Annotated in this window: 20 protein-coding genes; 8 read left to right on the plus strand and 12 right to left on the minus strand. The window is 70.1% G+C overall.

Going from position 1 to position 22,123, the window contains the following annotated elements; translation table 11 throughout:
- The first annotated feature begins 4 nt into the window (after positions 1–4).
- Genes TSB10P1A_RS15915 through TSB10P1A_RS15930 form a run of 4 tightly spaced genes read left to right on the plus strand, consistent with a single transcriptional unit; the run spans position 5 to position 5,460 of the window.
- Entirely contained in the window at positions 5–1,252 is a 1,248-nt protein-coding gene (locus tag TSB10P1A_RS15915; protein ID WP_186388898.1) for a glycosyltransferase family 4 protein, read from the plus strand.
- Positions 1,249–2,631, plus strand: coding sequence for a lipopolysaccharide biosynthesis protein (locus TSB10P1A_RS15920; RefSeq protein WP_186388899.1), 1,383 nt, complete (start codon positions 1,249–1,251; stop codon positions 2,629–2,631). The genes TSB10P1A_RS15915 and TSB10P1A_RS15920 overlap by 4 nt, the downstream gene beginning before the upstream one ends.
- The gene (locus TSB10P1A_RS15925; RefSeq protein WP_186388900.1) at positions 2,618–3,670 is read left to right on the plus strand and encodes a glycoside hydrolase family 5 protein; all 1,053 of its coding nucleotides are present in this window, start codon (positions 2,618–2,620) and stop codon (positions 3,668–3,670) included. The genes TSB10P1A_RS15920 and TSB10P1A_RS15925 overlap by 14 nt, the downstream gene beginning before the upstream one ends.
- Complete coding sequence (locus tag TSB10P1A_RS15930) at positions 3,667–5,460, plus strand: alpha/beta fold hydrolase (RefSeq protein ID WP_186388901.1); 1,794 nt, start codon at positions 3,667–3,669, stop codon at positions 5,458–5,460. The genes TSB10P1A_RS15925 and TSB10P1A_RS15930 overlap by 4 nt, the downstream gene beginning before the upstream one ends.
- Here the strand turns inward: TSB10P1A_RS15930 and TSB10P1A_RS15935 are convergent.
- From TSB10P1A_RS15935 to TSB10P1A_RS15955, 5 genes are read right to left on the minus strand one after another with little or no spacing between them, the layout of a single operon-like run.
- Positions 5,445–7,922, minus strand: a complete 2,478-nt coding sequence (locus tag TSB10P1A_RS15935; RefSeq protein ID WP_186388902.1) for a glycoside hydrolase family 2 protein — start codon at positions 7,920–7,922, stop codon at positions 5,445–5,447. The genes TSB10P1A_RS15930 and TSB10P1A_RS15935 overlap by 16 nt on opposite strands.
- Before the next feature lie 40 nt (positions 7,923–7,962).
- Positions 7,963–8,958: a DUF1839 family protein gene (locus TSB10P1A_RS15940; protein ID WP_186388903.1), complete on the minus strand. Its 996-nt coding sequence runs from the start codon at positions 8,956–8,958 to the stop codon at positions 7,963–7,965.
- Positions 8,959–8,960: 2 nt separating this feature from the next.
- On the minus strand, positions 8,961–9,872 hold the full coding sequence (locus tag TSB10P1A_RS15945; RefSeq protein ID WP_186388904.1) for an amino acid--[acyl-carrier-protein] ligase: 912 nt from the start codon (positions 9,870–9,872) through the stop codon (positions 8,961–8,963).
- A gap of 12 nt (positions 9,873–9,884) precedes the next feature.
- The gene (locus TSB10P1A_RS15950; RefSeq protein ID WP_186388980.1) at positions 9,885–11,066 is read right to left on the minus strand and encodes an acyl-CoA dehydrogenase family protein; all 1,182 of its coding nucleotides are present in this window, start codon (positions 11,064–11,066) and stop codon (positions 9,885–9,887) included.
- Positions 11,066–11,323, minus strand: a complete 258-nt coding sequence (locus TSB10P1A_RS15955; RefSeq protein WP_371515135.1) for an acyl carrier protein — start codon at positions 11,321–11,323, stop codon at positions 11,066–11,068. The genes TSB10P1A_RS15950 and TSB10P1A_RS15955 overlap by 1 nt, the downstream gene beginning before the upstream one ends.
- A 463-nt stretch (positions 11,324–11,786) precedes the next feature.
- On the opposite strand from TSB10P1A_RS15955, the gene pcaF reads away from it, so the two are divergent.
- Both pcaF and TSB10P1A_RS15965 read left to right on the plus strand, forming a co-directional pair.
- On the plus strand, positions 11,787–12,992 hold the full coding sequence (pcaF, locus tag TSB10P1A_RS15960; RefSeq protein ID WP_186388905.1) for a 3-oxoadipyl-CoA thiolase: 1,206 nt from the start codon (positions 11,787–11,789) through the stop codon (positions 12,990–12,992).
- A gap of 224 nt (positions 12,993–13,216) precedes the next feature.
- Positions 13,217–13,507 (plus strand): PilZ domain-containing protein, encoded by a 291-nt coding sequence (locus TSB10P1A_RS15965; protein ID WP_186388906.1) that lies wholly within the window; start codon positions 13,217–13,219, stop codon positions 13,505–13,507.
- Between the two features lie 21 nt (positions 13,508–13,528).
- On the opposite strand, the gene TSB10P1A_RS15970 is transcribed toward TSB10P1A_RS15965, so the two are convergent.
- The 4 genes from TSB10P1A_RS15970 to TSB10P1A_RS15985 all read right to left on the minus strand — a co-directional run bounded on the left by TSB10P1A_RS15970 (position 13,529) and on the right by TSB10P1A_RS15985 (position 16,926).
- A complete protein-coding gene (locus TSB10P1A_RS15970; protein ID WP_186388907.1) occupies positions 13,529–14,347 on the minus strand; it encodes a hypothetical protein in 819 nt (272 codons plus the stop codon).
- On the minus strand, positions 14,344–15,411 hold the full coding sequence (locus tag TSB10P1A_RS15975; protein WP_186388908.1) for a glycosyltransferase family 4 protein: 1,068 nt from the start codon (positions 15,409–15,411) through the stop codon (positions 14,344–14,346). The genes TSB10P1A_RS15970 and TSB10P1A_RS15975 overlap by 4 nt, the downstream gene beginning before the upstream one ends.
- Positions 15,411–15,809, minus strand: coding sequence for a 6-carboxytetrahydropterin synthase (locus TSB10P1A_RS15980; protein WP_186388909.1), 399 nt, complete (start codon positions 15,807–15,809; stop codon positions 15,411–15,413). Before TSB10P1A_RS15980 ends, TSB10P1A_RS15975 begins: the two co-directional genes overlap by 1 nt.
- Before the next feature lie 91 nt (positions 15,810–15,900).
- Positions 15,901–16,926 (minus strand): zinc-binding alcohol dehydrogenase, encoded by a 1,026-nt coding sequence (locus TSB10P1A_RS15985; RefSeq protein WP_186388910.1) that lies wholly within the window; start codon positions 16,924–16,926, stop codon positions 15,901–15,903.
- An 89-nt stretch (positions 16,927–17,015) separates the two neighbouring features.
- On the opposite strand from TSB10P1A_RS15985, the gene mdoH reads away from it, so the two are divergent.
- Positions 17,016–18,896, plus strand: a complete 1,881-nt coding sequence (mdoH, locus tag TSB10P1A_RS15990) for a glucans biosynthesis glucosyltransferase MdoH (RefSeq protein ID WP_186388911.1) — start codon at positions 17,016–17,018, stop codon at positions 18,894–18,896.
- Between the two features lie 24 nt (positions 18,897–18,920).
- Here the strand turns inward: mdoH and TSB10P1A_RS15995 are convergent, their stop codons facing one another.
- Genes TSB10P1A_RS15995 through TSB10P1A_RS16005 form a run of 3 tightly spaced genes read right to left on the minus strand, consistent with a single transcriptional unit; the run spans position 18,921 to position 21,466 of the window.
- A complete protein-coding gene (locus TSB10P1A_RS15995) occupies positions 18,921–19,046 on the minus strand; it encodes a DUF2474 domain-containing protein (protein ID WP_186388912.1) in 126 nt (41 codons plus the stop codon).
- Positions 19,046–20,053, minus strand: coding sequence for a cytochrome d ubiquinol oxidase subunit II (gene cydB, locus TSB10P1A_RS16000; protein ID WP_186388913.1), 1,008 nt, complete (start codon positions 20,051–20,053; stop codon positions 19,046–19,048). Before cydB ends, TSB10P1A_RS15995 begins: the two co-directional genes overlap by 1 nt.
- Before the next feature lie 3 nt (positions 20,054–20,056).
- Complete coding sequence (locus TSB10P1A_RS16005; protein WP_186388914.1) at positions 20,057–21,466, minus strand: cytochrome ubiquinol oxidase subunit I; 1,410 nt, start codon at positions 21,464–21,466, stop codon at positions 20,057–20,059.
- Between the two features lie 365 nt (positions 21,467–21,831).
- Here TSB10P1A_RS16005 and TSB10P1A_RS16010 point away from each other — a divergent pair, with 365 nt between their 5' ends.
- The gene (locus tag TSB10P1A_RS16010; protein ID WP_186388915.1) at positions 21,832–22,122 is read left to right on the plus strand and encodes a hypothetical protein; all 291 of its coding nucleotides are present in this window, start codon (positions 21,832–21,834) and stop codon (positions 22,120–22,122) included.
- Position 22,123 lies beyond the last annotated feature (1 nt).

Here is a 22,123-nt window from a genome sequence, read left to right on the forward strand (position 1 = left end):
CTCCATGAACCCGCCCAGGCCGATGCGCATCTTGATGGCTTGCGCTGCCTTTCCGCCCTACATGGACGGCGGCGGGCCGATTTCCGCCCTGATGCTCGCGCGCATGCTCGCGGGCGAGGGGCATGTGCTGCGCGTCGTCAATGCGGCGGACGAGGAGGGGCTGGAGCGCCTCGACGGGTTCGAGGTCCGGCGCATCCGCCCGACCAATGTCTACTGGAACTATCGCCGGCCCCGCCCGACCTGGAAGAAGGCCGTCTGGCACCTGCTGGAAAACGGCAACCCGCGCGCCTTCCAGGTGATGCGCCGCGAGATCGCCGACTTCCGGCCCGATGTGCTGCTGACCGACAGTATCGAGAACATCAACGTCGCCTCCTGGGCGGCGGCCCGCTCGCTCGGTGTGCCGGTGGCGCATACGCTGCGCAGCGCCTTCCTGCTGTGCTGGCGCGGCGTCATGCAGAAGCCCGACGGACGCAACTGCGAAAGCCAGTGCACCGGCTGCTGGCTGACCTCGCTCGGCAAGCGCCATTTCACCCGCTATGTCGATGCGGTCTGCGGCGAGAGCCGGGAGGTGATCGAACGGCATGTCTCGGCCGGCTATTTCCCCAATGCCTTGAGCGCCCGCATTCCCGGCGCCGTCGACAGGGTTGCCGGCGCCGCGGCCCGCCCCTTCCCGGCGGGCCGTCCCTTGCGCGTCGGCTTTCTCAGCGTCCACACGCCGTTCAAGGGGCTGCAGGTGCTGGGCGAGGCGGCCTGTGCCGCCACCGGCCGGCCGGTGGACTATGTCATCGCCGGCACGGCGCCGGACGGCAGCGAGGCACCGGCGCTCACCCGCGCCTTTCCCCCCGAGCGCACCCGCTTCCTCGGCTGGAGCGATCCGGCGGCGTTCTTCCCGCAGATCGACCTGCTGGTGTTCCCCTCGCTCGGCCGCGAGGCCTTCGGCCGTGTCGCCATTGAGGCCTTCGCCCATGGCGTGCCGGTGCTCGGCTCCGATCTCGGCGGCATCGCCGAGACGGTGGCCGACGACCATAACGGCTTCCTGTTCCCGCCCGGCGATGTCGCCGCGCTCGCCGCGCTGATCGACCGGGTCGCCGGCGACGGTGCGCTTTACGAGCGGCTGTCGCGGGGGGCGCTGGCCTCCGCCGAGCCCTATTATCGGCCGCATGTCGCCGCCGCCTATACGAGGTTCCTGACGAGTGCCATCGACCATGCGGCGGCGCGCCTGGAGCGCGGGCGCGAGCAGGTGGCCTCATGATCGGGCGGATCCGCGCCATTATCGCCAGCAAGGGAGGTCGCAAGATCTTCTGGGCGCTGGTCAGCCGGGGCAGCAGCACGGTGCTGAGCTTCGCCCTGCTTCTGGTGGCGAGCCGGGTGCTCGATACCGACGAATACGGCCTCTACATCTTCCTGTTCTCGATCGGCTCCTCGCTCGGGCTGATCGCCGTCTTCGGCCAGCAGGTCCTGCTGATGAAGCACTTCCGCGTGGCCGAGCATGTGCGCGGGGAGACCAACCAGCCGATCCTCTTCTACAACGCGCTGTGGCTCGGCGTCGGCTGCGGCGGCCAGGTGCTGGCGGCGCTTGTCGTCTGGATCTTCTCCGACCGGCTCCCCTATCCTTACGACCACCTGCCGGTCGCCCTGCTGTTCGGGGCGATCTTCACCTTGAGCGAATATCTGCAGAGCTATTTCATCGTCCATGCGCGCATCGTGCTGGCCCTGGTGCCGCGCGAGAATCTCTGGCGCCTGGTGTCCAGCCTGACGCTGGTGGGCCTTGCCTGGGCCGGCCTGCTGCACACCGGCGCTGCGGCGATCGAGATCGTCACCGGCCTGCTCGCGCTGATGGTCGGCTACCAGTTCGTCCGCTTCGTCGGCCGGGAGGGGCTGTCGTTCCTGGGTTCCGCCGAGGCCCGGGCGCAGGTCCCCTCGCGCGCCTGGCGCCGCGAGACGCTGACCTTCTCGGCCAACGGCTTCTTCTCGGCCGCCGCGGTCTATTTCGAGACGATCCTGATCGGCATCGCCATCGGCCTGGACGTTGCGGCCTTCTATTTCGTCGCCACCCGCATCGCCTCCCTGTTGATCCTGCCGGTGCTGGCGATCGACACGGTCGGCGTGCCGCTGATTTCCGCCCGCTTCCAGGAGCGGGACTATGCCGGCGCGCAGAAGCTCGTCTCCATGCTGTCGGCGGGCAGTTTCGTGCTGGCCTTCATCGGCGGCCTCGCCCTGCTGGTGGTCGGGCCCTTCGTGCTGCATCTGTTCAATCCCGCCTTTGTCGAGCATTTCCCGGTGCTGGTGCTGCTGTCGATCGGGGCGATTGCCCATGCCTTCTTCGGGCCCGGCACCTGGCTGATGATGATCGGCGGCGGCGAGGCCTATCTGCTCAAGGCGCGCAGCCTGGTGTTCGCGGCCTATCTCGGCCTGCTCTTCCTGCTGGCCAGCCAGTTCGGACCGGAAGGCGTCGCCATGGCCGGCGTCATCGAACTGGTGACGCTGCACCTGATCTCGCGCCGCTGGGTGCTGCGCAAGTGGCAGGTCGACAATGCCGCCACCTCGTTCCTGGTCCTGCGCTGGCGCGAGAGGCGGGCGACGGGCGAGGCCGCTCGGCAATTGGAGGCGGGGGACAATGGCCGTCTCTAGGATCATAGCCGGCGGCGTTCTCGCCGCCTTGCTGCTTGGCGCGCTGCCCGTGGGCGCGGCCGAGTGCCTGCGCGGCGCCAATGCGGCCGGCGCCGAGTTCGGCGAGGCGCTGCCCGGCGAGTTCGGCCGTCACTACATCTATCCCTCAGCCGAGACCCTGCGCTACCTGCGCTCGAAGGGGATGAATGTCGTCCGCCTGCCGTTCCGCTGGGAGCGGCTGCAGAAGCGGCAATTCGCCGAGTTCGATGCGACCGAGCTGACGCGCCTGCGCGAGACGGTCGCGGCCGCCACCGGGCTCGGCATGACGGTCGTGCTCGATCCGCACAATTTCGCCATGTACTACCAGAAGACCATCGGCAGCGACGATGTGCCGATTGCCGCCTTCGCCGATTTCTGGCGTCGTCTCGCGCCGCTCTTTGCCGGGCGCGACGACGTCATCTATCTGCTCATGAACGAACCGGCCTTGATCACGGCGCAGCACTGGCTGCCGTCCGCCAATGCGGCCATCGCCGAGATCCGCGCCGCCGGCGCCGACAATTTCATCCTCGTGCCGGGCACCATCTGGACCGGCGCCGTTCACTGGTATGCCGATCAGCCGGGCGGCTCCAATGCGCAGGTGATGCGCGGCGTCATCGACCCGCTCAATCACTACGGCTTCGACATCCACCAGTATCTCGACGACGACTATTCCGGCACCAGGACCGCCTGCAACAAGGTGGACGAGGCGATCGCCGCGCTGGAGCGCGTCACCGCCTGGATGGAGGAGACCGGCAACCGCGCCTTCCTCGGCGAGTTCGGCGGCCATGCCCGCCCCGATTGCTATCGCGGCCTTGCCCGCCTCGTCGGCCTTGTCAACGCGCGCCCCGACATCTGGGCCGGCTGGGCGATCTGGGCCGCCGGCGACTGGTGGGGCGACCATCCGCTCTCGGTGCAGCCGCTCGAGGACGGGCTCGACCGGCCGCAGATGGTGGCGATCGAGCATTTCATCCCGCGCCGGACAGAGCAGGAGCGCACATGCGAGGCGTTGCGCCGCCGATGACGACGAGGGACCCCGCACCGCGCCTGCCGGTCGCCTTTGCCGGCACCTTCGGTCTGCTGGACATGGCCGGCGGCGATGTCGGCGTGGTCGTTTGCGAGCCCTGGGGCTACGAGGCGCTCTGCGCCCGCCGCGCCCTGCGCGTGCTGTCCGACCGCCTGTCGGCGCTGGGCTGTCCGGTGCTGCGCTACGACCAGCCCGGCGCGGGCGATTCGCTCGCCGGCACGGGAGAGATCGAGGGCCTCGCCCCATTCGAGGCGGCGCTCGCGGCCGCCTGCGAGACGCTGCTGCGGCACACCAAGGCCACCCGCGTCGTACTGCTCGGCCTCGGGCTCGGCGCGGCCCTGTGCCTGCGCCATGCCGGGACCCATCCGCAAGGCATCGCCGGCCTCGTGCTGCTGGCGCCGCCGGTCAAGGGGCGCCTCTGGCTGCGCGAGACCCAGGCCCGCGCCTCGATGATCGGCGAGATCACCGGCTCGGCCCCCGCACCCGGCCCCGGCGAGGCGCTGCAGATCGCCGGCCTGCCCCTGTCCGAGGCGCTTGCCGGCGAGCTTCGCGGCCTCGACCTCGGCTCCCTGACGCCGCCGGCCTGTCCGGTGCTGGCGCTGGCGCGCGAGGGACGCTCCGCGGAAATCGCCCTGTGCGAGGCGCTGGCCGGCGCCACCGGCGGCGAGGCCGGCATCATGGCCGGCTATGACGACCTGATGAGCGACCCGACCGGCTCGATCGTGCCGGAGGCCGATTTCGCGAAGGTCATGTCCTGGCTGCGCCGCCTCCTGCCGGAGGGCGGTCTGGCGGGCCGTGACGACCTTGTGCCGGCCGCCGCGCCGGCCGCTCTCGCCGCTGCGGACTTCCAGGAAACCCTGTGCCTGTTCGGCCCGCGCGAGGCCCTGGTCGGGGTCTGGTGCGAGCCCTCCCGTCCGGATCCGCAGGCCCTGCCGGTGATGCTGCTGAATGCCGGCGGCAATCCGCGCGCCGGCTGGGCCCGCGGCGCGGTGGAACTCGCCCGCGCCCTTGCCATGGCCGGCATCCCCTCCTTCCGCTTCGACCTTGCCGATATCGGCGACAGCCGGCCTCTGCCCGGCGGCCCCGCCATCGTGCACTACGATCCCGCGCTTCCGGCGCAACTGTCCGCCGCCATCGATCTGTGCGAGGCGAGGGGCGGCGGCAGCCGCGTCGTCGTCACCGGCAATTGCGGCGGCGCCTATCTGGCGCTGAACGGCGCGGTGACGGACCCGCGCGTCGCCCAGGTGGTGGCGGTCAATCTCCAGCGCTTCCTGTGGGACCCGCGCGACGATGTCGCCGAGGTGCTGCGCTTCGGTCACAGTTCGGCGAGCGAGTATGGCCGCAAGCTGTTCAACCTGGAGAAATGGAAGCGGGTGCTGGCCGGCAAGTCCCACCCGATCGGCATCCTGCGCAATCTGGCGATCCGGGCCTGGCGGGAGAGCGAGCGGCGTCTTGCGCCGTTCCTGTTCGGGCTGGCGCCGTTCTCGCGGCTCTACCGGCAGGTGCATGCCAACCTGGCGACCCTGACCCTGCGCCGCGTCGGCGTCGTCCTCGTCTTCAGCGAGGGCGATCCCGGCCTTGCCGAGCTGGAGACATTCTTCGGCGAAGGGTGGAAGCGGCTCGCCGCCTATCCGAACATCGCCGTCGTCCTCATTCCGGACGCCGACCACAACCTCACGCCGGCGGCGGCGCGGCTGGCGCTGCGCGACCAGGTGATCGCGGCGTCCCTGGGAACCCGTGCCGGGGCGGGAGAGGCCACGGCGGCGGAGGTTCAGCCCGCCGCGTAAGGTACCGGCGCGCCGCCGAGCGGCGCGACCTGCCCGCGCGGCCGTGCCTCGCCCGGCGCCCCGGCCCGCCGGCGCAGCTCGACGCGCTTCACCGCTCCGGGAGCGAGATGGAACCCGTTGTCGAGCGCCAGGAACGCCTCGTCGCGGATCGCGACGCTCTGCGCCACCCTGTCGGTCGACAGGTGCAGGCACCAGCCGCCCTCCGGCGTGGCGACGACCTCGGCGGCAACCTTCGCCCCGCGCGCCGACGCCTTGCGCCCGAGCGGGAAGTGGAACGCCTCGTCCAGCACCGTTCCGGTCTGCGGATCAAGCGCCCGCACATGCACGCAGTCATGCGACGGCGGGCCGAAGCGGAAGGCGAGTGTCGTGTCGAAAAAGGCGCCGATCAGCCGCGTCGCCGGCAGGCTCAGGCTGCCATGCGCGGGCATCTCCACCACCTCCGCGCCGCTCGCCACCGCCATATGCCCCTCGCGCAGGCAGGCGATCTCGAGCCGCAGGGGACGTGCGTCGGGCCCGTCGTTCTGCAGGTGGATGTCGAGCCCGTTGGTGCCCTCGTCGGTCACGGTCAGGCGCAGCGGCGCGAACGCCCGGCGCAAGCCATGCCAGGCGGATTTCGGCGTGCCGTCATGGGCGATGACGCCCCAGCCGGCGCCCGGCATCAGGTCCTGGAAGGTCCACACCAGCGCTCCGCCGCAGCCCGATCCCTGGCGCCGCCATTCCGCGAATGTCGCCTCCATCACCTCGGCGACGGCCGCCCGGCCGTGGTCGAGATAGGCCGCCGGATCGCCGTAGCGCAGGTCGAGCGGCTCGATCCCGTAGAGCTCGCGCAGATAGTGGTCGCGCACGTCCTCGAAATCCCAGCCGACATCCCGGTCGCGCGGCACCCCGCGTTTCCAGTCCGGATGGTGGCAGGGGGCGAGCTCGCAGACCGCGCCGGGCTCCGGCACGTTGGAAAAGGCAAGGCATTCGCCGGCAAAGCGCACATTTGCCCGCCTTGCATCCTCCAGCGGCCGGCGATAGGCGCCGACGCCGTAGTAATGGGCAATGCCCGCATTCGGCGAAAACGGCATGGCCCCGCCGCTCGGCGAGTTCGCCACATAGGGCACGTCGGGCCGCGCGCTTGCCGCCGCACCGGGCAGGATCTCCTCGCTCAAGGCTCCGCGCCAGCGCTCTTCCGGCAGGCCCATCATCGCACCCTGCTGGTGCATCTCGCTGCCGCCGCAGATCACCGCGAGCGAGGGCGAGGCGCTGCTTGCGGCCAAAAGGTCCGCCGTCTCGCGGGCGACTTTCGCCGCGAAGTCGGGATCGCTCACCGGATAGTCGAAATTGGCGAAGGGCAGGTCCTGCCACACGAGAAGGCCGAACTCGTCGCACAGCTCGAAGAAGGCCCGGCTTTCCGGCGCCATCGTGCCGCCGATCCGCAGCATGTTCATATGTGCATCGCGCGCCAGCTCCAGCCAGGGGCGATAGGCCTCGACCGTGCCGGGCAGGGCGCAGATGTCGGCGCTGGTCCACACCGCGCCGCGGCAGAACACCGGCACGCCGTTGACGAGAAGGGCGAAACCGTTGCCGTCCGGCCCCCGGTCGACCTCGATCCGCCGGAAGCCGGTGCGTCCCAGCAACCGGTCGTGGCCGCCGCCGACGAGCCGGACCTCGTGCAGCGCGGGTGTTCCGTGCGTGTGCGGCCACCAGGGGTCGATATCGGGAAGCTCCAGCGTCGCCGCGAGCCTGCCGTCCGCCTGTGCGTGCAGCGGCGCCTCCACACCGGCGCAGGCAATATGCTCGCCGCTCGCAAAGGCCGCGCCGGGCCGCAGCGAAACAGTGAGCTCTCCGGTGCCGTCCGCGCGCAAGGCGGCGCGGATCGAAAGATCGTGGAGCAGGATGTCGGACGCAGCAGCCAGCGTCATCGCCCGCCAGGGCCCGACCGCATGCACGCTCGGGCACCAGCCCGGCATGTGGCCGAGCAGGGTGCTGCGCACCATCCGAAGGCCCGGCTCGTCGACGAGCCGCGTCCGCCAGCGGGCGCGGGGTCCCTTGCGGGCGAAATGCGGCGTCAGCGCGCGAAAGCAGAACACCAGCTCCGCCGGGCCGTCGAGGTCGAACTCGACCTCCAGCGGCTGGTACATGCTGTCGGAGGCGAGCAGCGGCGCGCCGTCGATCCAGGCTTCGCAGACCGTCGCCAGCCCGTCGCAGCGCAGGACGTGGCGCCCGGCCTGCGCCGGTTCGATCCGGCAGCGATACCAGACGTCCTTGTCGTGCAGCGGCGTCGGATCTTCGCGCGAAAACCGCCCCGCCGCCTCCAGCGCCGCCGCCGCCGTTCCCGGCACCATTCCCGGAACCCAGTCGGCGTCCGCGTCCATGTCGGCGGGCGTTGTCCAGGCATCCGCCGGGGTCACGCAGAGCCGCCAGTCGGCGCCGGCAAGGCGGTTGGCGGCTGCGGGCAGGGTGGCAAGGTCGATCATCTGGCTCCCCCGGGTCCGGCCGGGCCGCGTGGCCGCAGCGTCACGCCGCGCGGGTGCCGGCGCGCGCCGCAAGCTTCGCCTCCAGCCCGGCCATCAGCGTGTCCCAGGCCGTTGCTGCCGGCGTCAAGGCCTCGCCGAGCCCGGCGAAGCGCTTGCGCGCCAGCGCCCTTGCAAGCTGGAACTGCAGCGTCTTGCAGCATTCGGAGATGGCGCGTGCCGCACCGGCTTCCGCCGCTAGGCCGCCGTCCGGCGCGAGCCAGTCGAGATGGCTTGCCGCCAGCTCGAAATTGGCGCCGGCCTGGCGCAGCGTGTTGAAGGCGTATTTGTGGAAGGCCTCGAAGGGCCGCTCCGACAGCGCCTCGATCTCGGCGGCAAAGCCCGATGCATAGGCGGCAAAGGGATTGTCCTTGGGCCGCCGCGCCAGATGTCCGGCAAGCAGCCGCCAGGCGATCTCGCGCGGGTTGCCGGCCGGGGCGGTCTCGGGGAATTTCGCGAATTCGGTATAGGGCAGGAACGGCAGCGGCTGGGCCTGGTCGCCGCGCTGGAACACCCCGTCGAAATCCTCGCCCTCCAGCTCGAAGAAGCCGGCATTGTGGAAGTAGCGCAGGCGCCTGGCGCCTTCGTCCAGCGCGGTGATCGCCACCGTCGTCTTGCCGTGCTCGATGCGGTAGCTGACGCCCTGCGTGTCGGGCAGGAAATAGCTGTCGACCTCGACGAGGCAGAGCCGGCCACGGGCGATCTGCGTCGCCACATGCTGCTCGACCGGCTCGTAGACGGCAAGTTCCGTCGCCCGGATGCCGTAGAGCGTCTCCAGGTCCTCCAGCGGCACCTTGAAGAAGGTGAACTGGTCGCCCTCGAAATCCTGCGTCACGGTGAAGCCGAGCATTGCCTCCACCGGCAGGCCGAGCGCGTGCAGCACCTCGATCCACAGGTCGACATAGCAATTGGTCTCCGGCCACATCCTGCCTGCGTCATGCAGCGGATGCGGCCGGTAGCCGTCGGCCCGAAGGGCGGCGAGCCTGTCGAATGCGGGCATGGTCAGCCCCACAGCGCCTTGCGCACGTCGGCCGGCCAGTCGGCCGTCTCCAGCCCGTGCCGGGCGAACAGCGCGAGCGCGATCCGCTCCAGGCCGAAGCCGACACAGGCCGTATGCGCGGTCGCACCATCATGGGTCGTCAGGCCCCAGGTCGTGCCGAAATGGTCCTGGTGGTAGTTGAAGCTGAGGCAGGCGGTCTTCTTCGCCGACGAGGTCACCGGGATCAGCAGCTCGAATTTCAGCTTCTGCTCGCGCTGGCTGTTGCCCATCATCTTGCCGGCGCGGCCGAAGAACGGATCGTTCGCCGTGTCCAGCTCGACGTCCAGTCCGACGGCGGAAATCAGCGCCTGGCCGCGCTCCATCCAGTCCTCGCGGAACTCCGTCACCTGGTCCGGCGTGCCCATGCGCACGAATTCGCGCATGCGGAAGAGCTGCATGCGGGCCGGGTCCTTCGAGGGTTCGTGGCGGAAGCAGTAGGACTGCAGGTCGAACAGCCCGCCGCCCTCCGGCAGCGGCCCGCGCTTGGCGATCACCGGATAGAGCGGGTAGCAGGCCGCCGGGGTCAGCACCACGTCGGTCGCCTTCTGCCCTTCCGTCCAGTCGCCGCCCTCGGCGATACATTGCAGCAGGTTGGCGTGGTCGAGCTCGCAGCCGCAGAAACTGTGCACCGTGCCGGCCAGTTGCGGGAAGCTCTTCATGTAGCCGGACCCTTCGAAATGGGTGCGGTTCATGCCCGGCGGGAAGCGGATCACCTCGGGCCGCGCATCGGCCGGCGCGTGGACGTCGATCAGCTTTTCGAAGCGCGCGATCACGTCCTCGAAGGCGCCGCTGCGGCCATAGAGGCCGTCGATGCCGGTGTCGATCAGCAGGCCGGCGGCGAGCAGCCGGTCGAGCAGCGAGCTCTGCATGTCCATTCTGTCCTCCCCTCAGCCGAAAAGGCTGGTGTCCTGCTTGTGCACGAGCAGCATGGTCGACGTGTTGCCGAGGATGCGGTCGTTGGAGATCATCAACTGGGCCGAATGCGCGTCGCGCAGGTGCCGGCCGAGGCTGTAGGGCGTGCCGTTCTTGTAGCCGAGGATGCCGCAGATCAGCATGCAGTGGTTGATGATCGCCAGGATCGTCTGCGAACTGGCGATCTTCAGGTTGTTGATGGCGACGGCGAAGCTCATCGACGACAGCTTGTCCTCGTCCTGGCGGGCTTCCTCGTATTTCTCGACGGCGGCGACGATGCTGGCCTTCACCCCCTGCAGCAGGGTCGAGGCCTCGGCCAGCCGCAGCGCGCCGGGCGGCGCCTGGTCGGGTGTGCGGCGTGCGGCCGCGCGCACGAAGGCCTGGGCCCGGGCGAAGGCGTCGGCGGCGATGCCGTACCACACCGCGCTCCACAGGATATGCGCATGGGCGAGCATCGACTGTGCGGCGATCTCGGCGAAGGGCCGGGGCAGGATCTGCCTGGCCGGCGCCTCGCCCTTGAACAGGAAGCCGTCGGAGCAGGTGCCGCGCATGCCGAGCGTGTCCCACACATGGGTCTGCTCGAGCGTGTACTGGTCCTTCAGGAAGACGGTCATCACCTGGTCGCTGGAGGCGGCCTGGGGATGTGCCCGCGAGGTGATCAGGATGGCGTCGGCGTCGAGGCCGTAGGAGATGACGGTGGCGTCCTTCTGCAGCCGGCAGGTGTCGCCCTCGACCTCGATCGCGCAGATCGAATTGCGCAGGTTGCCGCCGATGCCGCCTTCGGTGGTGGCCGAGCCGAGCAGCAGTTGCTCGCTCGCCACCCTGGCCATGAAGCCGCGGTGCCAGTCGTCGCCCTCGCTGTGGCTGACCAGGCTCGACGCCTTGATGTGGTGCATGGCGAAGATCATCGCGGCCGAGGCGCAGGCCTGGCCGAGGATCGCACAGAGTTCGGCGATCTGCGCCACCGTGGCGCCCTCGCCGCCGAGATCCACCGGGATCTGGCAGCCGAGCAGCCGTTCGTTGCGCATCGCCTCGACCGCTTCGCGCGGGAACCGCGCCTCGCTGTCGACCGCTTCCGCATGGGCGGCGGCGATGGTTGCGACCCGGCGCATGCGCTCGCAGAGCGTCGTCGCCAGAGCGGAGCCGAGCGCGTTCATCACGCCACCCGCTCTTGCGGGGCGAGCTCGGCGACCGCCGAAGAGATCGCGCCGATGCTGGCGAAGGTCTTGCGGTTGAGCATCGTCTCCGGGAATTCGATGTCGAACCGCTCCTCCAGCGCCAGCATCAACTGGACGGAGGCGAAGGAAGACAGGCCGGCGGCATAGAGATCGGCGTCGTCGGCAAGGGTGGCGACATCCACCGGAAGCTTGCCGTGGCTGGCGATGATCTCGCGCACATCCTCGATGATTGACATTGTCACGCTCCTGTAAATGCGACACCAGCGAAAATACTTGTGTCCATGTGGTTCGGTTATGTCCGAAATGTGCTTCAGCGAGTGACGCAAAGGAATGCAGATGTCGGAGCCGAACCGTTTGGCGATCTCGTTGCCTGCGGTATCGCATGTCCGGATTGAAAATATCTAAAGATGATTGCAGACAAAAGCTGGAGATTTATTAAGGTTAATCCTGACCTGTGCAAGGCGTCGAACCCGGCTGCGACGCTTTGACCATACGGCGCGCCGCGTGTCGGCGGGCCCGTGCCAGCTCGCGCCTTCCCCCCGCCCCTCTTCGTCCCGTCCGCCTGGATGCCGTCGGGGCTTTTCGTTGACCGACCGGTCGATCAATTAGTATATGCCGGCGAGAGGCGTTGACGCCCGCCTGAGGGGCGGGGAAAAAGACGCCGGCAATAACGGTCCGGGCGGACCAGGGAGGTCTTTGATGCGCAATGCCTATATCGTCGACTATGTCCGCACGCCGATCGGCCGTTTCGGCGGCGTCCTGTCCCAGGTGCGGGCCGACGATCTCGGGGCGGTGCCGATCCGCGCGCTGATGGCGCGCAATGCCGGCGTCGACTGGGCGCGGGTGGACGATGTTCTGTATGGCTGCGCCAACCAGGCCGGCGAGGACAACCGCAATGTCGCGCGTATGGCCGCGCTTCTTGCCGGACTGCCGGTCGAGGTGCCCGGCACCACGGTCAACCGCCTGTGCGGCTCGGGCATGGACGCGGTGATCATGGCCGCGCGCGCCATCCGTACCGGCGAGGCGGAGCTGATGATCGCCGGCGGCGTGGAGAGCATGTCGCGCGCGCCCTTCGTGCTGCCCAAGGCCGACAGCGCCTTTTCCCGCCATGCCGAGATCCACGACACCACCATCGGCTGGCGCTTCGTCAATCCCTTGATGAAGGCGCAATACGGCATCGATTCCATGCCGGAGACGGCGGAAAACGTCGCCGAGGACTACAGCATCGCGCGTGCCGACCAGGACGCCTTCGCCGCCCGCTCGCAGGACCGCGCCGTCGCGGCCCAGGAGAACGGCCGTCTCGCCCGCGAGATCGTCCCGGTGACCATTCCGCAGCGCAAGGGCGATCCGGTGGTGGTCGAGCGCGACGAGCACCCGCGCGCCGGCACCACGGCCGAAAAGCTCGCCAAGCTGCCGACGCCGTTCCGCCAGGGCGGTTCGGTCACCGCCGGCAACGCCTCCGGCGTCAATGACGGCGCCGCCGCGCTGCTCATCGCCTCGGAAGACGCCGTGAAGGCCTATGGTCTGACGCCGATCGCGCGCATCATTGGCGGTGCCACGGCCGGCGTGCCGCCGCGCGTCATGGGCATCGGTCCGGTGCCGGCGAGCCGCAAGCTGATGGCGCGGCTCGGCCTGTCGATCGGCGATTTCGACGTCGTCGAGCTGAACGAGGCCTTCGCCGCCCAGGGGCTGGCGGTGATGCGCGAGCTCGGGCTCGCGGACGATGCCGACCACGTCAACCCGAATGGCGGAGCCATCGCGCTCGGCCATCCGCTCGGCATGTCGGGCGCGCGCATCGTCGGCACGGCGGCGCTGGAACTGGCGCAGCGCGGCGCCGCCCGCGCCCTCGCCACCATGTGCATCGGCGTCGGCCAGGGCATTGCCTGCGCCATCGAGCGGGCCTGACGGGCCCCTTGCGCCTTCCCTGGTGAGGTCCGGAGCGACGAACTGTCGCGCCCGGACCGGGAGAAAGTAGGAGAAAGGAAAGGGCTCGCCCTACACGATTTCTTGAGCCTTGGCCGCTACGATCCGTATCGTGAAGCTGTCCGGGGCAGGGCACGCTTCGCGTGTCCGAACCTGAGGCAGGGTCGGCGGTGTGTTCGCCGCCGCCGGAACAGGAGGTCGAGAACGTGGATGCTGAAAGGGAGGACGCGCGCCGCAGCAGCCGGGTGCGAACTCTCAAGCAGGGCCGGCTGGTGCTGGAGGGCAAGGGCGGGTTCGGCATCGACTGCCGGATCGTCAACCTGTCCCCCCATGGTGCCCGTCTCAAGCTGGAGACCCCGCTGACCCGCAGCGAGGCGATCGAGCTGATCTTCCTGCCCGAGAACATCCGCACCAGGGTGCGGATCGTCTGGCAGGACGGCAACCAGATGGGCGTCGAATTCTGCGAGCCGCTGTCCTGGCTGAAGAACCTGACCTGACCTGTTGAGGCCGCTGCGCCGTCAGGCGGGCGGCAGCGCCGCCAGGTCGCGGTGGCCGACATGGGCCGCGAGCTCCCCGCGGCCGATCTGACCCTGGCGCAGGGCCAGCCAGTCGGCGAGCGCCGTATCCGCCGCGCCACTGTCCCGCGCCGCCTCGGCCCAGCCCCCCACCAGCATCTTCAGGAAATCTGTTTCGCCGGGCAGCGCCTGCCAGTCGGCAGCGCCCTCGTGCGTGCGATATCCCTGCGCGCGGAAGGCGGCGGCCGCATGCGCATGCGCGCCCGGCCCCAGCGCCGGGCCGAAGCCCTTGTCGCGGCCCTGATGGGTCCGCAGCGCCGCATGCACCGTCTCGTCGAAGGGGTGCTCTGGTGCCAGCGACTGCCGCCCGTCATAGGTCAGCATGGCGAGGAAGGGCAGGGCGCGGCGGGCCAGCGTCCGCGCCAGCCGGTCGATCCAACCGGCCGAGACGAGGTCGAGAAAGGCCGATGTCGTCACCGCGTCGATGCCGGACAGCAGCTCGGCGGAGAGGCCCCGCGCCAGGTCGGCGGCGACGACCGCGGCCGCCAGCCCGTCCCGCTCGGCCATCTCGCGGGCCAGTGCCAGCAGCGCCGGATCGTGTTCGGCGAGCCGCCAGCTCGTGGCAAAGCGCAGATGCGGATGCAGCGCCCGCATCGTCGCGCCGGTCCCCGCGCCAAGGTCGAGGATGACCAGTGGCGCGTCGCCCCTGGCCTTGGCGCGTCTCTCCAGATGATCGAGAAAGGCCTTGCGCACGGCCGTGTTGCGGGCGCGCAGATCCGCCGGCTCGCGCGCCGACAGCCACGCGCCGGAAAAGCCGCTCATCGCCCGATCTCCGCGATCAGCGCGGCGAGCCGCCGTGCCTGCTCCGGCCAGCCCGGCAGGCCCTGCGCATGGGCGCGCGCCGCCTGGGCCAGGCTCTGGCGCAGCGCCGCGTCTTCGGCGAGCCGCCGGATCGCCGCGCCGACAGAAGCCGCATCGCCCGCCTCGCACAGGATGCCCGCCGCCGCCGGCACGGTGTCGCGCACCGCGCCAGCGCCGGTCGCCACCACCGGCAGGCCGTGCGCCATCGCCTCGACAAAGGCCATGCCATAGCCCTCGTAGAGCGTGGTCAGCACGAACAGGTCCGCCTGGGCATAGAGCGCGTCGAGCGCCGCGCGGCCGAGCGCGCCATGCAGCCGCACCCGCTGCGACAGGCCGAGCCGTTCGATGATCGCGCGCACGCTCGCCGCATGGGCGCGATCGAACTCGCCGCTGCCGGCGATGTCCAGCGTCACCGCCGGGTCGTCGATCTGCGCCAGCGCGGCCAGCAGCGTCGGGTGGTCCTTGCGCGGCACCAGCGAGCCGACCGACAGCAGGCGGAACGGCTCGCCCGGCCGCCGGACCCGTGCCACCGGCGGCGCGGGCAGTACGAGGCCCGGCTCCAGCACGCTCACCTTCGCGCTTGGCACGCCGAATTCGGTGGTGACGGCGGCGGCGGTCGCCGGGCTCGTCGTCACCACATGGCGGGCCAGCGCCAGCGCGCGCCGTTCGCTCGCCGCAAGCTCCGCCGCCCGCGCCGGCGGCAGGCCGCTCTCATGCGCCAGCGGATGGTGCACCAAGGCGATCAGCCGCAGCCGCTGCGCCTGCGGGGCGGCAATGGCGTCCATCACGCCGAAGGCCAACCCGTCGATCATCACCGCTTCGCCGTCGGCGAGCCCGGAAAGCAGCGCCGCGCCCGCCTCAAGCGTCGCCGGGGAGGGCGCCGGGTAGCCCTCGCCCAGCGTTGCCGCGCTCACCTGCGTCCCCGTCGCCGCCAGCGCCGCCAGCAGCTCGCGGTCATAGACATAGCCGCCGGTCGGCGTCTCCAGCCGGCCGGGATAGAGGAAGGTAAGGCGCCCCGCCGCCATCACAGCGTGCCTTCGTACCAGGCCCGCGCCGCGTGGGATTCGTGCAGCGTCACCCGGATCGCGGAGAGCTCGCTGGCGGGCCGGCCGAGCCGGTTCTCCCGCGCCGCCCGCGCCAGCGCCTCGAAGATATGCCGGCTCAGGAATTCCGTGGTGGTGTTCCGGCCCTTGAACTCCGGCACCTCGTCGAGGTTGCGATAGTTCAGCGGCGCCAGCGTTTCCTTGAGCACCTCATGGGCGCGGCCGATGTCGATGACGATGCCGTTCGCGTCGAGCTCCGGCGAGAAGAACGCGGCATCGACGACGAAGGTCGCCCCGTGCAGCCGCTGTGCGGGGCCGAACACCTCGCCCGTGAACGAATGGGCGATCATGATGTGGTCGCGGACTTCGACGGCATGCATCTGTCGGGGTCTCCTGCTGGAACTGGCGGCCGGTCCGGCCGGGGGGAGGGGCGAGCGTGTCGGCGGGATCTTGCGGAAGAATGCGCCCTCTTCAGGGCGCTGCCGGCGGTGCCTCGTCGTCATGGTGGATCGGCTGGGCCAGCACCGGCACCCGGCCGGCGAAGATCTCCGGCAGCCGGGCGGGCGCCTCCTCGATGGAAATCGGCGGCGCGATCAGCGCGTCGAGCGCCGGGTCGCGCAGCAGCGCCAGCGCCGTCTCCAGGCGCCGGCGATAGGTCCAGCGCGCCAGCCTTTCCGGCGGCAGGCTGCCGACCTGGCTGGAGCGCAGCGTCAGCCGCCGGCTGTGGAAGCCGCCGCCCAGATGCGCCGTGACCGGGGCCGTGCCGTACCAGCTCATCTCCACCACCTTCGCCTCCGCTCCGGCCAGGAAAAGCGCCGTGTCGAGGCCGGACGGGTGGCCGGAGGTGTGGAAGACGAGGTCCTGGTCGGGCGGCGCCTCGCCGGGCCGGGCGAAATTCGCGCCGAGGCTGCGCGCCGGGCGCTCCTTCGCCGGATCGATGTCGACCACCGTCACCTGCGTCCCCGGCAGCCGGGCGGCGAGAGAGGCGACCAGCAGTCCGACGACCCCGCCGCCGACGACGGCGATGCGGTCTCCGGGCGCCGCGCCCCCGTCCCACAGTCCGTTGAGCGCGGTCTCCATATTGGCGGCAAGGATCGCGCGCAGCGGCGGCACGCCCGCCGGCACCGGCACCGCTGCCGTCCCGGCGACGACGAAGCGGTCCTGATGCGGATGCAGCACGAACACGGTCTCGCCGGCCCGCGCCGGATCGCCGCCGGCGATCTCGCCGACACAGGCATAGCCATATTTGACCGGGAAGGGGAACTCGCCCGCCTGGAACGGCGCGCGCATGCGCTGCCATTCGCTTTCGGGCACCGCGCCGGTGAAGACCAGCCGCTCGGTCCCCAGACTGACGCCGCTCCACAGGCTGCGCACGACGACCTCGCCCGCCTGCGGCCGGCGCAGCGCTTCCTGGCGCAGTTCCAGCCGCCCCGGACCCGTGGTCCAGAGCGCCCGCGCGGAATACGGGTCCTTGCCGGGAGTGCTGCGCTGCGTCACAAATCCTCCTTAGTCCGGCGCAACCTATAGCGCAACGGACGGGGCGGGGCATCCGCCATCGCCGGCCTCGCACAACAGGGTTGCGTATCATGCGTCAGACCGGGTCGCCGACCTGCCCTGCGCCGGAGACCTCCGGCGACGCGGCCCCTGCGCCGGGTCCCGATGCCGCGCGGCTGGCGCGCCGGCGCGCGGTCTTCGCCGCCCTGGTGCTTGCCACCATCGCCGGATTGACCGCCCTGCTCGGCCTTGCCTTTGCCGGCGACGGCACGATCACCTGGGGCGAGTGGCTGATGATCGGCTGCTTCCTGCTGACCCTGCCCTGGACGGCGATCGGCTTCTGGAACGCGGTGATCGGCCTTGCCGTCCTGCGGCTGTCGCGCGATCCGCTCGCCGCCGTCTCCACCCTGCGTCCGGGCGATGCCGCCGGCGACAGCACCGCCTCCACCGCGATCCTCTCCTGCATCCGCAACGAGGATGTCGACGCCGTCGCCGCCTCGCTCGATGCCATGGCCGCCGACCTGGTGCGCTCCGGCCGCGCCGCCGGCTTTGCCCTCTATGTCCTCAGCGACACCGATGACGCGAAGATCGCCGCCCGCGAGGAGCGCGCCTTTGCCGCGCTTGCCGCGTGCTGGGCCGGCCGTCTGCCGGTTCTCTACCGCCGCCGGGCGGAAAATCCCGGCTTCAAGGCCGGCAACATCCGCGACTTTCTCGAGCGCTGGGGCGCCGCGCATGACTATGCCATCGTGCTCGATGCCGACAGTTTCCTGTCGGCGCGGACGATGCTCGACCTCACCGCGCGGATGGATGCCAACCCGCGCGTCGGCATCCTGCAGACCCTCGTCGTCGGCCTGCCGGCGACGAGCGCCTTCGCCCGCATCTTCCAGTTCGGCATGCGCCTCGGCATGCGCTCCTACACGCTCGGCAGCGCCTGGTGGCAGGGCGATTGCGGCCCCTATTGGGGCCACAACGCCATCCTGCGCCTTGCCCCCTTCGCCGAACATTGCGACCTGCCGCGGCTGCCGGGCGCCGGGCCGCTGTCCGGCTGGGTGCTGAGCCACGACCAGGTCGAGGCGGTGCTGATGCGCCGCGCCGGCTACGAGGTCCGCGTGCTGCCGCTGGAGGGCGAGAGCTTCGAGGAGAACCCGCCCAACCTGCTGGAGTTCATCCGCCGCGAGCTGCGCTGGTGCCAGGGCAACCTGCAATATCTGAAGCTGCTCGGCCTGCCGGATCTCAAGCCGGTCAGCCGGGTGCAACTGGTACTGGCGATCCTGATGTTCGTCTCCGCCCCGGCCTGGCTCGCCTTCATGGCGACCGGCGCGGCGCTGGTCGCCTTCGGCACCGGCGAACTGATCCGCGTCGACCTGACGGCGGGCTTCGCGCTGTTCGTCATCGTCCTGACGATGATCTTCGCGCCGAAGATTGCGACCTGTCTCGATATTCTGGCCGATCGCCGGCAGCGCGCCGCCTTTGGCGGCGGCCTGCGGGTTGCGGCAAGCTGGCTGACCGAGCTGGTCTTCTCCATGCTGATGGCGCCGGTCATTGCGGTTGCCGTCACCCTGTTCATCGCCGGCCTGCCCTTCGGCAAGGCCATCGGCTGGGGCGCGCAGATCCGCGACACCCGCACCCTGCCGCTCGGCCTGTGCGCGGCCAAGCTCTGGCCGCAGACCCTGTTCGGCCTGGCCGGCGTCGGCTTTGCCCTCGCGCTCACGCCGGGTCTCGTCTGGCCGCTGCTGCCGGTCGTCCTCGGCCCGGCGCTGGCCATCCCGCTGGCGCGCCTGACCTCGGGCAAGGCCGCCGGCCGGCTGGCGCTCGCCTCGCGCCTGTGGCGCCTGCCGGAGGAGATCGCCCCGCCGCCCTGCCTGCTGCCGCTGCGCCTTCCCGCCCATGCCCTGCTCGGCGTTGCCTTTGCCGGGTCGGAGGCCGCATCCGGCGCCGGCCTCTCCGTGGATCTGGCTCGCGCCGAGGGCTGAGGCGCGGCGCCCGCTGCCCTATCGCTACAGGATCGCCCAGCGGATCAGGCTCGCCACCGCGAACAGGGTCAAGACGCCGGCGAGCCACAGGCCGGCGAACCAGGCGAGCCGCAGATGGAGCGGCCGCCGCTCCGGCCCGTTTCGCCTCATCAGTGATAGCCCTCGCCGGGGCGCACCTTGCCGCGAAACACCCAATAGGCATAGGCGGTGTAGGCGAGGATCATCGGGATCAGCACCGCCGCCCCGACCAGCAGGAATTTCAGCGAACTGTCCGGTGCCGCGGCGTCCCACAGGGTGATCGAGGTCGGCACCACATAGGGGAAGAGGCTCACGCCGAGCCCGATGAAGGTGACGAGGAACAGGCCGAGGCTCGCCAGGAACGGCACCGCGTCGCGGCCGGAGCGCAGGCTGGCGAACAGCAGCGCGGCGAGCGCCAGCACCATCAGCGGCACCGGCGCGGTGTAGACGATCTGCGGGAACTCGAACCAGCGCGCGGCGAATTGCGGATGCAGCGAGGGGGTCCACAGGCTGACGATGCCGATCATCACCAGCAGCAGGCTGCCGGTGACCATCGCCTTGCCGCGGAAATGTTCCTGCATCGGTCCCTCGCATTTCCACACCAGCCAGGTGGCGCCGAGCAGCGCGTAGCCGGTGGCGACGGCGATGCCGGTGAAGACCGAGAACGGCGTCAGCCAGTCCAGCCAGCCGCCGGCATAGGCCCGGCCCTCGACCTCGATCCCCTGGATGATGGCGCCGAGCGCGATGCCCTGCGCCAGCGCCGCGGTCAGCGATCCGAGGAAGAAGGCGATGTCCCAGATCCATTGCCGCTCGGGGCGCGCCTTGAAGCGGAATTCGAAGACGACGCCGCGGAACACCAGTCCGATCAGCATCGCCATGATCGGCGCGTAGAGCGCCGGCATCAGCACCGCATAGGCGAGCGGGAACACCGCATAGAGCCCGCCGCCGCCCAGCACCAGCCAGGTCTCGTTGCCGTCCCACACCGGCGCGACGGAGTTCATCATCACGTCGCGCTCGGTCTTGGAGCGGGCGAGCGGGAACAGGATCCCGAGGCCGAGGTCGAAGCCGTCGAGCACCACATAGAGGAACACCGCGGTGGCGATCAGCAGCGCCCAGATCAGGGCGAGATCGAAGATCATGGCTTACCTCCGCCGGTTCGGGTTGACGTCGGCGACATAGGCGGGGGCGGGGGTGACGCCGGCGGCGCGGGTCGGCTCGCCCGCCTCCGGTCCCTCGGCGTCGCCGCCCGGTGTCTTGGCCATCGACCGCAGCAGGTAGCCCGTGCCGATGCCGAAGACGATGAAATAGACCACGATGAACACCAGCAGCGAGGTCGCCACCGCCGGCGCGTCGACCGGCGAGATGCTGTCGCTGGTGCGCAGCAGTCCATAGACCGTATAGGGCTGGCGGCCGACCTCGGTGGTGATCCAGCCGGCCAGCACGGCGATGAAGCCGGTCGGCCCCATCGCCACCACCGCCCGGTGGAAGACCGGCGTGTCGGCGAGCCGCCCGCGCCGGCGCAGATAGAGGCTCCACAGCCCGATCGCCAGCATCAGGAAGCCGATGCCGACCATGATGCGGAAGGAGAAGAACACGATCGTCGCGTTTGGCCAGTCCTCGCGCGGGAAGTCCTTCAGCCCCGGCACCCGGCCGTCCAGCGAATGGGTGAGGATCAGGCTGCCGAGCTTCGGCACCTCGATCTTGTAGCGGGTTTCCGCCGCCGCCATGTCGGGAAAGCCGAACAGGATCAGCGGCGCGCCGGTCTCGCCGTCGAAATGGCCTTCCATCGCGGCGATCTTCGCCGGCTGGTGCTCCAGCGTGTTGAGCCCGTGCATGTCGCCGGCAACGATCTGCACCGGCGTCACCAGCACCGCCATCCACATCGCCATCGACAGCATCACCTTCGCGCCCTCGTTGGCGCGGTCCTTGAGCAGGTGCCAGGCGCCGACCGCGCCGACCACGAAGGCGGTGGTCAGATAGGCCGCCAGCATCATGTGGACGAAGCGATAGGGGAAGGAGGGGTTGAAGACGATCTCGAACCAGTTTTCCGGCACGAACTGGCCGGCCTCGTTGATCGCGTAGCCGGTCGGCGTGTGCATCCAGCTGTTCACCGACAGGATCCAGAAGCCCGACAGGGCGGTGCCGAAGGCGACCATCGCGGTGGCGAGGAAGTGCAGCCTCGGTCCCACCCGGTTGAGTCCGAACAGCATGATGCCGAGGAAGCCGGCCTCCAGGAAGAAGGCGGACAGCACCTCATAGCCCATCAGCGGGCCGAGCACCGGGCCGGTCTTGTCGGAAAACACCGACCAGTTGGTGCCGAACTGGTAGGTCATGACGATGCCGGAGACGACGCCCATGCCGAAGGCGACGGCGAAGATCTTCAGCCAGAACTTGAACAGGGTCAGGTAGATCTCTCGGCGGGTCGCCAGCCACAGCCCTTCCAGCACCATCAGATAGCTTGCAAGGCCGATGGTGAAGGACGGGAAGATGATGTGAAACGAGACGGTAAAGGCGAACTGGAAACGCGCCAGGTCGACTGCGGAAAACTCCATCTGTCGGCTCCTTCGCGGCTCTTGCCGGGTCGCCGCGGCCCCCGCTCTGCCCCGGCGAAAACAGTGGTCGGGATCACGCTGTGCCCGAGAAACTTGCGACCTCGCCGGCACTTGACCATGCGACCGATTGAAGCCCGAGCCGTGCGCCAAGGCAACCCCCGGCGGGCGGGCCGGCCGGCCGCCCGGTCCCGGCCGCGGTTTGCCTGCCTTCCTGCCGCCGCGCCCTCTGCTTTGCCGGCAGAGGAAAACAGGCGGGCCGGCCGGTGCCTTGCGGGGTTTTGACTCTGGCGCGAATCGGCGCAAGACTTCGTTAACCATTTCGGCGGCGGCAGGTCCGACCTGCCGCGGAATTGTTGGGGAACGTCATGTCCGCATTTGTTCAGTCACTGCCGACCCTGAACGACAGCCTGCGTTTTGCCGAGCAGCATGTCGGGGATATCCTCTACACGCCGAGGTCGCCGGACGGCGCCGCCTATCGCTTCATCGTCCGTGGCAGCGGCCGTTTCGGCAACGGCGCCCGCAGCAGCCGCCCCTGCGAGGTGCTGGCCGCCACCCGCCGCGAGGCGGAGCTGCGCCGCCTGCATGCGGTCGCCACCAGCATCGCGCAATATCTGGAAGAGCGGATCGCCGCCGAAAGCCCGCTCGCCGCCGAGTGAG

Source organism: Stappia sp. TSB10P1A, from assembly GCF_900185725.1.
Taxonomy (GTDB): domain Bacteria; phylum Pseudomonadota; class Alphaproteobacteria; order Rhizobiales; family Stappiaceae; genus Stappia.

What these genes read in the sequence shown, in the direction of transcription:
- TSB10P1A_RS16010 (WP_186388915.1), top strand. Translation starts at nt 21,832, where the DNA reads ATGTCCGCATTTGTTCAGTCACTGCCGACCCTGAACGACAGCCTGCGT.
- TSB10P1A_RS15920 (WP_186388899.1), top strand. Translation starts at nt 1,249, where the DNA reads ATGATCGGGCGGATCCGCGCCATTATCGCCAGCAAGGGAGGTCGCAAG.
- TSB10P1A_RS16005 (WP_186388914.1), bottom strand. Translation starts at nt 21,466, where the DNA reads ATGGAGTTTTCCGCAGTCGACCTGGCGCGTTTCCAGTTCGCCTTTACC.
- cydB (WP_186388913.1), bottom strand. Translation starts at nt 20,053, where the DNA reads ATGATCTTCGATCTCGCCCTGATCTGGGCGCTGCTGATCGCCACCGCG.
- TSB10P1A_RS15970 (WP_186388907.1), bottom strand. Translation starts at nt 14,347, where the DNA reads ATGAGCGGCTTTTCCGGCGCGTGGCTGTCGGCGCGCGAGCCGGCGGAT.
- TSB10P1A_RS15930 (WP_186388901.1), top strand. Translation starts at nt 3,667, where the DNA reads ATGACGACGAGGGACCCCGCACCGCGCCTGCCGGTCGCCTTTGCCGGC.
- TSB10P1A_RS15980 (WP_186388909.1), bottom strand. Translation starts at nt 15,809, where the DNA reads ATGCATGCCGTCGAAGTCCGCGACCACATCATGATCGCCCATTCGTTC.
- TSB10P1A_RS15955 (WP_371515135.1), bottom strand. Translation starts at nt 11,323, where the DNA reads ATGTCAATCATCGAGGATGTGCGCGAGATCATCGCCAGCCACGGCAAG.
- TSB10P1A_RS15940 (WP_186388903.1), bottom strand. Translation starts at nt 8,958, where the DNA reads ATGCCCGCATTCGACAGGCTCGCCGCCCTTCGGGCCGACGGCTACCGG.
- TSB10P1A_RS15950 (WP_186388980.1), bottom strand. Translation starts at nt 11,066, where the DNA reads ATGAACGCGCTCGGCTCCGCTCTGGCGACGACGCTCTGCGAGCGCATG.
- TSB10P1A_RS15945 (WP_186388904.1), bottom strand. Translation starts at nt 9,872, where the DNA reads ATGGACATGCAGAGCTCGCTGCTCGACCGGCTGCTCGCCGCCGGCCTG.
- TSB10P1A_RS15925 (WP_186388900.1), top strand. Translation starts at nt 2,618, where the DNA reads ATGGCCGTCTCTAGGATCATAGCCGGCGGCGTTCTCGCCGCCTTGCTG.
- mdoH (WP_186388911.1), top strand. Translation starts at nt 17,016, where the DNA reads ATGCGTCAGACCGGGTCGCCGACCTGCCCTGCGCCGGAGACCTCCGGC.
- TSB10P1A_RS15995 (WP_186388912.1), bottom strand. Translation starts at nt 19,046, where the DNA reads ATGAGGCGAAACGGGCCGGAGCGGCGGCCGCTCCATCTGCGGCTCGCC.
- TSB10P1A_RS15975 (WP_186388908.1), bottom strand. Translation starts at nt 15,411, where the DNA reads ATGGCGGCGGGGCGCCTTACCTTCCTCTATCCCGGCCGGCTGGAGACG.
- TSB10P1A_RS15935 (WP_186388902.1), bottom strand. Translation starts at nt 7,922, where the DNA reads ATGATCGACCTTGCCACCCTGCCCGCAGCCGCCAACCGCCTTGCCGGC.
- pcaF (WP_186388905.1), top strand. Translation starts at nt 11,787, where the DNA reads ATGCGCAATGCCTATATCGTCGACTATGTCCGCACGCCGATCGGCCGT.
- TSB10P1A_RS15915 (WP_186388898.1), top strand. Translation starts at nt 5, where the DNA reads ATGAACCCGCCCAGGCCGATGCGCATCTTGATGGCTTGCGCTGCCTTT.